Source organism: Roseivivax isoporae LMG 25204, from assembly GCF_000521865.1.
Lineage (GTDB): Bacteria > Pseudomonadota > Alphaproteobacteria > Rhodobacterales > Rhodobacteraceae > Roseivivax > Roseivivax isoporae.
The window spans coordinates 29,480-42,404 of record NZ_JAME01000025.1 but is presented as its reverse complement, the minus strand read 5'-3'; the positions used below and the strand labels follow the sequence as shown (position 1 = coordinate 42,404).

Here is a 12,925-nt window from a genome sequence, read left to right as displayed (position 1 = left end):
GTGATCGAGCGCGTGCGGAACGACGATCAGCGGGGCGACCGCTTGGCCAGGATGCGCTGCAGCGTCCGGCGGTGCATGTTGAGCCTTCGCGCGGTCTCAGACACGTTGCGGTCGCACAGCTCGTAGACCCGCTGGATGTGTTCCCACCGCACGCGGTCGGCGCTCATCGGGTTCTCCGGGGGCGGCGGCATCTCCTCCTGCCGCGACAGGAGCGCGTTCACGATGTCGGTGGCGTCCGCGGGCTTCGACAGGTAGTCGGTCGCGCCGATCTTCACCGCGGCGACCGCCGTCGCGATCGCGCCGTAGCCCGTCAGCACCACGACGCGGCAATCGGGCCGCTTCTCGCGCAGCGTCTCGACCACGTCGAGCCCGTTGCCGTCCTCGAGCCGCAGGTCGACCACCGCGTAGGCCGGCGGGCGCGCCGTGGCGATCGCGGTGCCGCCGGCGACCGATCCCGCCGTCTCGACCGAGAAGCCGCGCTTCGCCATCGCCTTCTCGAGGCGGCGCAGGAACGACTCGTCGTCGTCCACCAGCAGAAGGGTGCGGTCCTCGCCAAGGTCGGGCGGCATGTCCTCGGCCACGTGCATCACTCCGGAAAGTCTCATCGCGTCAGCAAAGTCTTAGCTCCGCGCGGGCCGGGGTCAATCACGTAGCGCCCCGATCTCACGCAGCGTTCAGGAAGCATTCGACCCGTTCGGCCATCTCCTCGGCCGGGGTCTCGCGCCGGAAGTAGGTCACCGTGCCGTGCCCGGGCAGCACGAGGTAGGTGAACGTCGTGTGGTCCACGAGGTAGTACTCCTCGTCGCTGTCGGGCACGCGGAAGTAGACCCGGTAGGCGTCGGCGGCCGCCTTCACCTGTTCGGCCGACCCCGTCAGCCCCAGCGTGTCGCCGCCGATCGCGTCGGTGAACTCCGCCATGACCTCGGGTGTGTCCCGGGCCGGGTCGACGGTCACGAAGACCGGCTGCACGTCGTGCCCGTCCTCGGCCAGCAGGTCCGCCGCGTCGGCGTTCCGCACGGTGTCGAGCGGGCAGACGTCGGGACAGAACGTGTAGCCGAAATAGACGAGCGAGGGCCGCGCCAGCGCCTCGGCCGAGCTGAGCGTCTCGCCCGCGTCCGAGACCAGCGTGAAATCCCCGCCGATGGCGCCCATGCCGCCCGCGACCTGCCCCTGCGCGCACGCCGCGAAGACGTCGGCGTCCCCGCGCATCTGCGACCAGAAGAACAGTCCCGCGCTGAGCCCCACGATCGCCGCGCCCGAAACGAGCGCCGCCAGCATCCGCCGGTCCGCCATGTGCCTGCTCTCCGTCGTTGATTCCGCTGGACGCGAGACCTATCAATTCGGCGATGGGCGGCAAAGCGACAGAGGCGCACATGTCCGAGAGCGAACTCGCGCCCTTGGGCGAGCGCCGGCGCAGCAACTGGATCAGGCTCCGCACCATGATCCTGCTGCGGTGGTTCGCGCTCTGCGGCCAGCTCGCGGCGATCTTCGTGGCGACGCGTCTCTACGACCTGCAGATCGAGACCGGGCTCTGCTTCCTCGCGGTCGGCATCTCGGTCGCGGGCAACCTCGTGGCGATCTTCGTCTTTCCCGAGAACAAGCGCCTGTCCGAGCCCGAGAACCTGATGATGGTCACGTTCGACGTGCTCCAGCTCTGCTTCCTGCTGTTCCTGACGGGCGGGCTGCACAACCCGTTCTCGCTGCTCGTGCTGGCGCCCGTCACGGTGTCGGCGGCGGTGCTCACGCTGCGCTCGACGGTGATCCTGAACACGATCGCCTTCTGCCTCGTCACGCTGCTCGTCTTCTTCCACCTGCCGCTCGTGACCGAGGACGGGCAGGTGCTGCGCATCCCCGACCTGTTCGTCTTCGGCCAGTGGACGGCCATCACCATCGCGCTCGTCTTCATCTCGCTCTACGCGCGGCGGCTGACGCTCGAGATGCAGATGATGTCGGACGCGCTCAGCGCGACCCAGATGGCGCTCGCCCGCGCGCAGAAACTCAACGACCTGGGCGGCGTCGTCGCCGCGGCCGCGCACGAGCTCGGGACGCCGCTCGCCACCATCAAGCTCACCTCGGCCGAATTGATGGAGGAACTCGCCGACCGCCCCGACCTGCAGGACGACGCGCGGCTCATCCGCGAACAGGCCGACCGCTGCCGCGATATCCTGCGCTCCATGGGGCGGGCGGGAAAGGACGACCTGCACATGCGTCAGGCCCCATTGGTCGAGGTCATCCGCGAGGCCGCCGAGCCGCATGCCCTGCGCGGCAAGGACATCGTGATCGAGGCGCTGCCGGCCGAGGGCGCCGGCATCGCGCAGCCGCAGATCCTGCGCCGCCCCGAGATCATCCACGGACTGCGCAACCTCGTGCAGAACGCCGTCGACTTCTCGCGCACGACCGTCTGGATCGAGGCGGAATGGAGCGACAGCCACATCTCGGTGCGCATCGTCGACGACGGGCGAGGCTTTCCGCCGCACCTCATCGGCCGCATCGGCGACCCGTTCGTGCGCCGCCGGCGCAGCGACGGCGACCGCCGCGCGCGGCCGGAATACGAGGGCATGGGCCTCGGGCTCTTCATCGCCAAGACGCTGCTCGAACGCACCGGCGCGACGCTGAGCTTCGCCAACGGCACCGATCCGTTCCTGCCCGCCCACGCGCAGGGCGAACGGCGCGGTGCCATCGTCGACGTGGTCTGGCCGCGCGCCAAGATCGCGCTCGATCCCGACGCGCCGCGGCCGGCGATCGGCCAGAACCGGCCCATCGTGGCCTGAACGCCCCGGCCGCCGCCGGGCGCGCGCGCCGATTAACGGCTCGTTAACGGATGCTGCCGCATACCCTGAGTACGTGATTGCGGTGCGCGCCGAGGGGACGGCGCGCCCGACAGAGGGACGGGGTTTATGGGACCTGGATACAGCCTGGGCGGCGTGGCGGCCGCCTTGGGACTCGGCACCCTGGCGGCGTGGCTCCGGCGCGACGGGACGGCGCTGTCCGGGGACGGTGGCACAGAGGCGCCGCTCTACCTGTTGCGCGGCGGCCGGATGTTCGATGCCTGCGAAGCGGGCGAGACCCTGATCGACTGCCTCTTTCCGCCGCCCCGTCCCGACGGCACCGACATCGGGTGGGAGGCCGTCGCGGGCCGCCTGCGCACGCTCTATCCCTCGCTGCCCGCCGCCGGCGACGCCGCGCCCGGACGCCACGCGGCGGCCGATGCGGACCTGCCCGACCTCGTCCTCGCCTGCGCGGGGCCGAGCCTGCGCGTTTCCCTCGCCGGTCCGGGCGCCGAGGCCGCGCTGCGCGTCGCCCTGGCGCTGCGGACCCGCGCGGTCGACCGGCTGGCGGGCCTTCTCGCCGACGCGCCCTGTCCGGTCTGGGAGACCGATGCCGCGGGGCGCGTGACCTACGCCAATGCCCGCTACCAGGCGCTGGCCCGCGCCGCCGGCGATGCCGCACCGCTCCCCGTCGACCTCACCCCCGGCAGCGACAGCGAAAGCCACCGCGCCGAGGCGCCCGCCGGTGCCGCGGGTGACCGCTGGTTCGAGGTCGTGAGCCGCCGCAACGGCGAGGGGGCGCGCCACTACGCCATCGGCATCGACGCGGTGGTGCGGGCCGAGGCGGCGCAGCGCAACTTCGTCCAGACGCTGTCCAAGACCTTCTCCTACCTGCCGACGGGGCTCGCCATCTTCGACCGCAACCAGCGGCTCGTGCTCTTCAATCCCGCGCTCGTGGACCTGACGGGCCTGCCGCCGGAACGCCTGTCGACCCGGCCGAACCTCATGACCTTCTTCGACCTCCTGCGGGAAAAGCGCGTGATGCCCGAACCGCGCGATTACGGCACCTGGCGCGCGGATCTCTCGCGCCTCGTCGCCGCCGCCCGCGACGACCGCTATTCCGAGACCTGGCCGCTGTCGAACGGGCTCACCTACCGGCTCACCGGCCGGCCGCATCCCGACGGCGCGGTGGCCTTCCTGCTCGAGGACATCTCGGACGAGGTGACGCTCAGCCGCCGCTTCCGCAACGAGCTCGAGCTCGGCCAGTCGGTGATCGACGCCTTCGACGACGCGGTCGCGGTGTTCACCGCGACGGGCGCGCTCGCGCTCTGCAACGCGGGCTACCGGCGGCTCTGGGACACCGATCCCGAGGCGCTGGTGGCCGATGCCACCATCGTCGACGCCACGCGCCACTGGCAGCACATGTGCCGCCCGACCCCGGTCTGGGGCGAACTGCGCGACTACGTCACGGGCTTCGGCGAACGGGCGGGCTGGGATGCCGACGTGGCGCTCGCCGACGGCACGCCGGTGCATTGCCGGATCGAGCCGATCCATGCCGGCGCGACGCTCGTGCGCTTCGTGCCGGACTGGCAGGGCGTGCAGCGGCAGGAACGGGGCGTCCGTCGCGCCTGAACCGGCTTGCGGCCCGGCGCCGCGCTTGTAAGGTCGCGGGCGATGACCGCCCGTACCCTCCGCCTGTCCCTGTCCGACGCCGCCGCGACGGACGCGCTCGCCGCCCGGCTCGCGCCGCGCCTCGGCCCCGGCGACACCGTGCTGCTCGAGGGCGGGCTTGGCGCCGGCAAGACGCATTTCGCCCGCGCCCTGATCCGCGCCCGCCTCGGCCGGGCCGAGGACGTGCCGTCCCCGACCTTCACGCTGGTGCAGGTCTACGACACGGACGGGGCCGAGATCTGGCATGCCGACCTCTACCGGCTGGGCGATGCGTCCGAAGTGGCCGAACTCGGCCTCGACGAGGCGTTCGAGACCGCGATCTGCCTCGTCGAATGGCCCGACCGGCTGGGAGCGGACGCCCCGGCCGACGCGCTGACGCTCGCGCTCGGCCCCGGACCGACCCCCGATGCCCGCACCGCCGACCTGACCTGGACCGCGCCCCGCTGGACCGACCGGCTCGAGGACCTCGGGGCATGAGCGTCGCGGACTTTCTCGACCGCGCCGGATGGGGCGGGGCGGTCCCGGCGCCGCTGGCGGGCGACGCCTCCTCCCGTCGCTACACGCGCCTCGAGCGCGGAGGCGACACAGCGATCCTGATGCAGGACCCGGGCGGCGACGTCGACCGCTTCGCCCGTCTCGCGCGGCTCCTGTCGGGCTGGGGGTTGAGCGCGCCCGCGATCCTCGCCTGCGACGCCGCGGCCGGCCTGCTCCTGGCCGAGGACCTGGGCGACGCGCTCTTCGCCCGCCTCGCCGCGTCCGAGCCCGCGCGCGAACCCGCGCTCTACGCCGTCGCCGTCGACGTGCTGGGCGTCGTCGAGCGCCACGCGCCTCCCGCCGACCTGCCGCCCGCCGGCCCGGCCGAGCTTGCCGCGCTCACCGGCATGGCCTTCGACTGGTACCTGCCGCGCGCCGGCGGCCCCCGTGACGCGGGCCTTGCCGCGGATGTCCGGACGGCGTTCGAGGATGCGCTCGCCACCCACGCCCCAGAGATGTCGGTGATGATCCTGCGCGACTACCACGCCGAGAACCTTCTCTGGCTGCCCGACCGCACGGGCGTCGCGCGCGCTGGCCTGCTCGATTTCCAGGACGCCATGCGCGGCCCCCCGGGCTACGACCTCGTCTCGCTCGTCGAGGATGCCCGCCGCGACGTGTCTCCAGCCGCCGCCGAGATCGCCCGCACCCGCTATCTCGAACGTTCCGGGCGCAGCGCCGCCGAACTCCGTCCGCGGCTCGCCGTGCTCGGGGCGCAGCGGAACCTGCGCATCCTCGGCGTTTTCGCCCGTCTCGCCGCGCAGGCGGGCAAGCCGCATTACATCGACCTCGTGCCGCGGGTCTGGGCGCATCTCGACCGCGCGCTCGACCATCCGGCGCTGGCCGCGGTGGCGCGCCGGCTGCGTCCCGTCCTGCCCCGCCCGACACCCGCGATGCTGGCCGCCATGAGGACGCCATGCCCGACGCCGTGATGCTCTTTGCCGCCGGGTTCGGCACGCGTATGGGCGCGCTGACCGCCGACCGCCCGAAGCCGCTGATCGAGGTCGCCGGCCGCACGCTGCTCGACCGCACGCTCGACCTCGTGCGCGCCGTGGCGCCCGCGCGCGTGGTGGTGAACGCGCATTACCGCGCCCCGCAGATCGTCGCGCACCTCGCCGGCCGCGACGTGACCGTGTCGGTCGAGACGCCCGAGATCCTCGACACCGGCGGGGGCCTGCGGCACGCGCTGCCGCATCTCGGCCCCGCGCCCGTCTTCACCTCGAACACCGACGCGGTCTGGACCGGACCGAACCCGTTCGAGACCCTCGCCGCCGCCTGGGACCCCGCGCGGATGGAGGCGCTGCTCCTGACCGTGCCCGAGCACCGCGCCACGGGGCGCCAGGGCCCGGGCGACTTCACCCTCGGACCCGACGGCCGCCTCACCCGCGGCGGCCCGCAGGTCTATACCGGGGTGCAGATCCTCGCGACCGACCGGCTCGCCGCGATCCCCGACCGCGCCTTTTCGCTCAACCGCGTCTGGGACGCGATCGCCCGCGACGGGCGCCTCTACGGCACCGAGCATCCCGGGCGCTGGGCGGATGTGGGCCACCCGGACGGCATCGCGCGCGCCGAGACGATGCTGAAGGAGGCCTGATGTTCGACCCCGCCCCGGGCCCGCGGCTCTTCGGCCTCGCCCCCGGCATCGACTTTCCCCGCGCCCTCGTCGCGGGCCTGCGCGCCCGTCTCGCCGGCCATCCGCCCGAGGCCATGGCGCGGGTCGAACTCTTCGTGAGCTCGGACCGCATGCGCCGCCGGGTCGAGACGCTCTTTGCCGAGGGGCCGCCGGGCTTCCTGCCGCGCATCCGGCTCGTGACGCAGATCGGGCCGCCGGCGCTGGCGGCGACGCTGCCCGACCCCGCGCCGGGCCTGCGCCGCAGGCTCGAACTGACCGCGCTCGTCTCGCGGCTGATCGACGCCGACCCCGCCATCGCGCCGCGTGCCGCGCTCTTCGACCTCGCCGACAGCCTCGCCCAGCTCATGGACGAGATGCAGGTCGAGGACGTGCCGCCCGACCGCATCGCGGGCCTCGACGTCACCGACCTCTCGGGCCACTGGGCGCGCGCCCTGCGCTTTCTCACCATCGTTCAGCGCTATTTCGACGCCGATGCCGCCCCCGATGCCGCCGCGCTGCAGCGCCGGATGCTGGAACTGCGGCTCGCCGACTGGCAGGCCGCGCCACCCGATCACCCGGTGATCGTCGCGGGCTCGACCGGCTCGCGCGGCACGACGCTGCGCCTGATGCAGGCGGTCGCGCACCTGCCGCAGGGCGCTCTGGTGCTGCCGGGCTTCGACACCGACCTGCCGCGCCACGTCTGGGACCAGCTGACCGACACCCTGCCGCAGGAGAACCGCGCGCAGCCCGGCGAGGACCATCCGCAGTTCCGCTTCGCCCGGCTCCTGTCGGTGCTCGGCTCGAGCCCGCGCGACGTCCTCCCGTGGACGGAGGACGCGGCGCCCGCGCCTGCCCGCAACCGCCTCGTGTCCCTCGCGCTCCGGCCCGCGCCGGTGACCGACCAGTGGCTCCGCGACGGCCCCGCGCTGCCGCCGCTCGAGGCGGCGATGGCGGAGGTCACCCTGCTCGAGGCGCCGACCCGGCGCGACGAGGCCCGCACCATCGCGCTGCGGTTGCGGCAGGCGGCCGAGGACGGCACCCCCGCGGCGCTCGTGACCCCCGACCGGATGCTCACCCGGCAGGTCGCCGCCGCGCTCGGCCGCTGGGGCATCGTGCCCGACGACAGCGCCGGCACGCCGCTCCAGCTGACCCCGCCAGGGCGGCTCATGCGTCAGCTCGCCGCGCTCTTCGCCGAACCGCTGACGGCCGAGGCCCTGCTTGCCATCCTCAAGCACCCGCTGACGCATGCGGGCGCGGGTCGTGGCCCGCACCAGCTCGACACCCAGCGGCTCGAACTCTTCATCCGCCGCCGCGGCATGCCCTACCCGGACGAACCGGGGCTCGCCGCGTGGCGGGCGGAAGAGGGCAGGCGCGGCCGTGACCCCGCCATCTGGTCCGACTGGCTCCGCGCCACCTTCACCGCGCGCGCCACGTCCGGCCGGCGGCCGCTCGCCGACTGGGTCGCCGACCACGTGGCACTGGGCGAAGCCGCGGTCGCGGGCAGCGCCGGGGGCGATGCGACCCCGCTCTGGGACGAATCCGCCGGGCGCACCCTGCGCGGCGTGATCTCCGAGCTGACGGCCGAGGCCGGGCACGGCACGGACCTCTCGGCGCGCGACTATGCCGATCTCTTCGCTGCGCTCCTGTCGCGGGCCGAGGCGGTGCGCGACCGCGACGCGCCGCACCCTCTCGTCCGCATCTGGGGCACCATCGAGGCGCGGGTGATGGGCGCGGACCTCCTGATCCTCGGCGGGCTCAACGACGGCACCTGGCCCGAGATGCCCGCGGCCGACCCCTGGCTGAACCGCCGCATGCGCGCCGAGGCGGGGCTGACGCTGCCCGAGCGGCGCATCGGGCTCTCGGCCCACGACTTCCAGCAGGCCATCGCCGCGCGCGAGGTCTGGCTGACCCGCGCCGAACGCTCGGACGACGCCGAGACCGTGCCCTCGCGCTGGCTGAACCGCATCGTGAACCTGCTCTCGGGCCTGCCGGCGCGGCAGGGGCCCGAGGCGCTCGCGGCGATGCGCGCCCGCGGCACGCGCTGGCGGCAGATGGCGGCCGCGCTCGAGACCCCGATCGAGAGCCCGCGCGCGCCGCGTCCCTCGCCCGCCCCGCCGGCCGAGGCGCGGCCGACCCGGCTCAGCGTCACCCGGATCAAGACGCTGATCCGCGACCCCTACGCCATCTATGCCCGCGAGGTGCTGCGGCTCCGCCCGCTCGACCCGCTGCAGGCCGCGCCCGACGCGCTCATGCGCGGCAATGCCATGCACGACGCGCTCGAGGCCTACGTGACGGCGACGCTCGACGATCCCGCCGCGCTCTCGGTGCCGCAGTTCATGGCGCATGTGGACGCGGCGCTCGCCGCCATCCCCTTTCCCACCATCCGCCACCTCTGGCGCGCGCGCATGGCGCGCATCGCCGAAGGCTTCGTCGCGGACGAGATCCGCCGTCGCGCCGTGGCCAGCCCGCATCGCGACCGGCTCGAGATCGAGGGGCGCGCCGACCTGGCTGTGCCGCCCTTCACGCTCACCGCCAAGGCCGACCGCATCGACCTCGACGCGCGCGGGGTCGCGTGGATCTACGACTACAAGACCGGTACGCCGCCGTCGAAGGACGAGCAGGCCCATTTCGACAAGCAGCTCCTGCTCGAGGCCGCCATGGCCGAGCGCGGCGGCTTCGCCGGCCTCGCGGCGCTGAAGGTCGCGCATGCCGCCTATATCGGTGTCGGCCCGAAACCGGGCGAGCTCGCCGCTCCCCTCGACGAGGTGCCGCCCGCGCAGGTGTGGGAGGAGTTCGGCCGCCTCATGGCCCGCTATGCCGACGCGGAGCAGGGCTACACCGCGCGCCGCGCGCTGCAGAGCGATGCCGCGCGCACCGATTACGACCACCTTTCCCGTCTCGGCGAATGGGAGGTCACCGACCGCCCGGTGAAGGAACGGCTCAGATGACACGCGACGACGCCACGCAGGCGCAGGTGGACGCCGCCGCCCCGGGCCTCTCGACCTGGCTCGCCGCCAATGCCGGGTCGGGCAAGACCCGCGTGCTGACCGACCGGGTGGCGCGGCTCCTGCTGCAGGACGTCTCGCCCGAGAACATCCTCTGCCTGACCTACACCAAGGCCGCGGCCAGCGAGATGCAGAACCGCCTCTTCCGCCGCCTCGGCGCCTGGGCGATGCTGGCCGACGACGACCTGCGCGCCGAGCTGCGGCAGCTCGGGGTCGAGCGCGACCTCGACCGGGTGTTCCTGCAGCGCGCCCGCACGCTCTTCGCCCGCGCGATCGAGACGCCGGGCGGCCTGCGCATCCAGACGATCCATTCGTTCTGCGCGGCGCTGCTGCGCCGCTTCCCGCTCGAGGCGGGCGTCAGCCCCGGTTTCCGCGAGATCGAGGACCGCGCCGCGGAGCTCCTGCGCGCGACGCTGCTCGACCGGCTGTCGGCCGAGCGGCCGGACCTCGTGGCCGGTGTCGCGCGGCACCTCACGGGCGGCGACGACGGGCTCGACGCGCTGCTGCGCGACCTGCTCGGACGCCGTCATGCCTTCTGGCCGCCGCGCCACGCCGAAGCCATACGCGAGCCATACGGAATCCCGACCAATTACGACGAGGCCGCGCTGCTCGCCGAGGTCTTCCTCGGGGACGAGACGGACCTCGTCGCCGCGCTCCTGCCGCTCCTGCGAGGCGGTAACAGCTACGACCGCAAGGCGGCCGACGCGCTTGCCGCCTTCGCCGGTCCCGACGCCGCGGGCCTCGCCGCGCTCGAGGCCGCGTTCCTCACCGCGAAGGGCACCGTGTCCTCCCGCGTGCCGGGCAAGGACGTGAAGGCCGCGTTCGCCGACGCGATGCACCGGCTCGACGCCCTCTGCGCCCGGCTCGAGGGCGCCTGCGGTCGCCGCACCGCGCTCGAGGCCGCCCGCCGCGACGAGGCGCTGCACGCCTTCGCGCAGGTCTTTCTGCCTGAATACGAACGGGAAAAGCTGCTGCGCGGCTGGCTCGACTTCGACGACCTGATCGAGAAGGCGCACGCGCTCCTCTCCGATCCGGCCGTCGCCGAATGGGTGCTCTACCGGCTCGACGGCGGCATCGACCACATCCTCGTGGACGAGGCGCAGGACACCTCGCCGATCCAGTGGCAGGTGATCGAACGGCTGGCGCGCGAGTTCACCGCCGGCGCCGGCGCGCGGTCGGACGTGGCGCGCACGATCTTCGTCGTGGGCGACAAGAAGCAGTCGATCTACTCGTTCCAGGGCGCCGACCCGCGCGAGTTCGACCGCATGCGCGACGACTTCGCCACGCGTCTCGCCGAAACCGGCAATCCCTTGCAGACGCGAGCACTTTCCCATTCGTTCCGCTCCGCCGCACCGATCCTCGCGGCGGTCGACGCGACCTTCGAGGGGCGCGAGCCCTCGGGCTTTTCGCCCGCCGAGCGGCACATCGCCTTCAAGGCCGCAATGCCCGGCCGCGTCGATCTCTGGCCCGTGGTCGAGAAGGCGCCGAAGCCCGATCCCGACGCGTGGTTCGATCCCGTCGACCGCGTGGGCGAGACGCATCACGACGTGATCCTCGCCCGCCGGATCGCGGGCTTCATCGCGGACGCCATCGCCTCGGGCACGCCCCTGCCGGTCGAGGGGTCCGACGGCACATGGACCGCGCGGCCGGTGCACGCGGGCGATTTCCTGATCCTCGTGCGGCGGCGCGCCGGGCCCTTCCACGAGATCATCCGCGCCTGCAAGGAGGCAGGCCTGCCCATCGCCGGTCCCGACCGACTTCGGGTCATGGCAGAGCTTGCCGTGCGCGACATCGCCGCGCTCCTGTCCTTCCTCGCCACGCAGGAGGACGACCTGTCGCTCGCCGCCGTGCTGCGTTCGCCGCTCTTCGGCCTGTCCGAGCAGGACCTGCACGACCTTGCCCACCGCCGGCCGCAGGGCAGCGGCCTCTGGGAGGAACTGCGCCGCCGCCGCGCCGATTTCCCCCGGTCGCTCGCCATGCTCGACGACCTGCGCGACCGCGCGGACTTCCTGCGCCCCTACGACCTGATCGAACACATCCTGACCGCCCATGACGGCCGCCGCCGCCTGACCGGGCGCCTCGGGACCGAGGCCGAGGATGGCATCGACGCCCTGCTCGCGCAGGCGCTCGCCTACGAGGACACCGCGGTGCCGTCGCTCACGGGCTTCCTGCAGTGGATGCAGACCGACGACCTCGAGATCAAGCGGAGCCCCGAGGCCGCGGGCGCGCGCATCCGCGTCATGACCGTGCACGGCGCCAAGGGGCTCGAGGCGCCCGTCGTCATCCTGCCCGATTGCGCGCAGCCCAGTACCACCCTGCGCGGCGCGCTGCTCGGGGCGGGCGAGACCGCGTTCTGGAAGATGTCGGGCGCGAAACCCCCGCCGCAGCAGGCGGCCGAGGACGCCGCCAAGGCCCGCGCCGCCGAGGAACGCGACCGGCTGCTCTACGTGGGCATGACCCGCGCCGAGCGCTGGCTGATCGTCGCCGCCGCGGGCGAACTCGGCAAGGACGGGGCGTCGTGGCACGCGCAGGTGGCCGCGGGGCTCGCCCGGGCGGGCGCCGTGCCGCAGGCCTTCGATTTCGGTGCGCTGGGCGCTGGCGAGGGCCTGCGCCTCTCCGTGGGCTGGCCCGACCGGGTCGCCGCGCCGGCCGCGGCGCCCCCGCCGCCGGAACCCGTCGCGCTGCCCGAGGCGCTGCGCCATCCGCCGCCCGCGCCCGTCGCGCCCGATCCCGTGCGCAGCCCCTCGGACCTGGGCGGCGCGAAGGCGCTGCCGGGCGACGCGGGCGAGGAGACCGAGCTTGCCAAGCGGCGCGGCACCCTCCTGCATCTTCTCGTCGAGACGCTGCCGGAGCTTGCACCGGGGCTGCGCGCCGAAGGCGGTGCCCGTATCGCCCGCGCTGCGGGGGCCGATCCCGCCGACCTTCCGGCGCTCATGGCAGAGGCCCGCGCCGTGATCGATGCGCCGCAGCTTGCGCACCTCTTCCAGCCCGGCACGCTGGCCGAGGTCGCGCTGTCCGCCGATGTTCCGGGGCTCGGCCGCCTCGCCGGGGTGGTCGACCGGCTGGTGCTGTCCCCGGGCCGGGTCCTGGCCGTGGATTTCAAGTCGAACCGGACCGTTCCCGGATCGCCCGAGGCGGTGCCCGAGGGACTTCTGCGCCAGATGGGCGCCTATGCCGCGATGCTCGGCGCCCTCTATCCCGACCGCGAGGTCGAGACCGCGCTCCTCTGGACCGCCGAGGCACGGCTCATGTCATTGCCGCACAGCATCGTGAGGGATGCACTGGCCCGCGCCACCCCATCTTGACGCCACGCCGGCGCGTCCATAGGTTCGGCGCCC

General features: G+C 73.6%; 9 protein-coding genes. 7 read left to right on the top strand and 2 right to left on the bottom strand.

Going from position 1 to position 12,925, the window contains the following annotated elements; translation table 11 throughout:
* Window positions 1-26: 26 nt before the first annotated feature.
* Together RISW2_RS15635 and RISW2_RS15630 are read right to left on the bottom strand one after the other, a co-directional pair.
* A complete protein-coding gene (locus tag RISW2_RS15635; RefSeq protein WP_425277793.1) occupies window positions 27-569 on the bottom strand; it encodes an ActR/PrrA/RegA family redox response regulator transcription factor in 543 nt (180 codons plus the stop codon).
* A 94-nt stretch (window positions 570-663) separates the two neighbouring features.
* Window positions 664-1,293, bottom strand: coding sequence for an SCO family protein (locus RISW2_RS15630; RefSeq protein ID WP_043773021.1), 630 nt, complete (start codon window positions 1,291-1,293; stop codon window positions 664-666).
* 80 nt (window positions 1,294-1,373) lie between these two features.
* Between RISW2_RS15630 and regB the strand changes: the two genes are divergently transcribed.
* From regB to addA, 7 genes are all read left to right on the top strand, one after another.
* Window positions 1,374-2,771: a sensor histidine kinase RegB gene (gene regB, locus RISW2_RS15625; RefSeq protein WP_043773020.1), complete on the top strand. Its 1,398-nt coding sequence runs from the start codon at window positions 1,374-1,376 to the stop codon at window positions 2,769-2,771.
* A 126-nt stretch (window positions 2,772-2,897) separates the two neighbouring features.
* Window positions 2,898-4,400, top strand: a complete 1,503-nt coding sequence (locus RISW2_RS15620; protein WP_051492082.1) for a PAS-domain containing protein — start codon at window positions 2,898-2,900, stop codon at window positions 4,398-4,400.
* Between the two features lie 42 nt (window positions 4,401-4,442).
* A complete protein-coding gene (gene tsaE, locus RISW2_RS25395) occupies window positions 4,443-4,916 on the top strand; it encodes a tRNA (adenosine(37)-N6)-threonylcarbamoyltransferase complex ATPase subunit type 1 TsaE (protein ID WP_043773019.1) in 474 nt (157 codons plus the stop codon).
* Complete coding sequence (locus RISW2_RS15610; RefSeq protein ID WP_043773018.1) at window positions 4,913-5,902, top strand: aminoglycoside phosphotransferase family protein; 990 nt, start codon at window positions 4,913-4,915, stop codon at window positions 5,900-5,902. The genes tsaE and RISW2_RS15610 overlap by 4 nt, the downstream gene beginning before the upstream one ends.
* Window positions 5,887-6,564: a nucleotidyltransferase family protein gene (locus RISW2_RS15605; RefSeq protein ID WP_043773012.1), complete on the top strand. Its 678-nt coding sequence runs from the start codon at window positions 5,887-5,889 to the stop codon at window positions 6,562-6,564. Before RISW2_RS15610 ends, RISW2_RS15605 begins: the two co-directional genes overlap by 16 nt.
* Window positions 6,564-9,530: a double-strand break repair protein AddB gene (gene addB, locus RISW2_RS15600; protein WP_043773010.1), complete on the top strand. Its 2,967-nt coding sequence runs from the start codon at window positions 6,564-6,566 to the stop codon at window positions 9,528-9,530. Before RISW2_RS15605 ends, addB begins: the two co-directional genes overlap by 1 nt.
* On the top strand, window positions 9,527-12,892 hold the full coding sequence (addA, locus tag RISW2_RS15595) for a double-strand break repair helicase AddA (RefSeq protein WP_043773008.1): 3,366 nt from the start codon (window positions 9,527-9,529) through the stop codon (window positions 12,890-12,892). Before addB ends, addA begins: the two co-directional genes overlap by 4 nt.
* The last annotated feature ends 33 nt before the right edge of the window (window positions 12,893-12,925 follow it).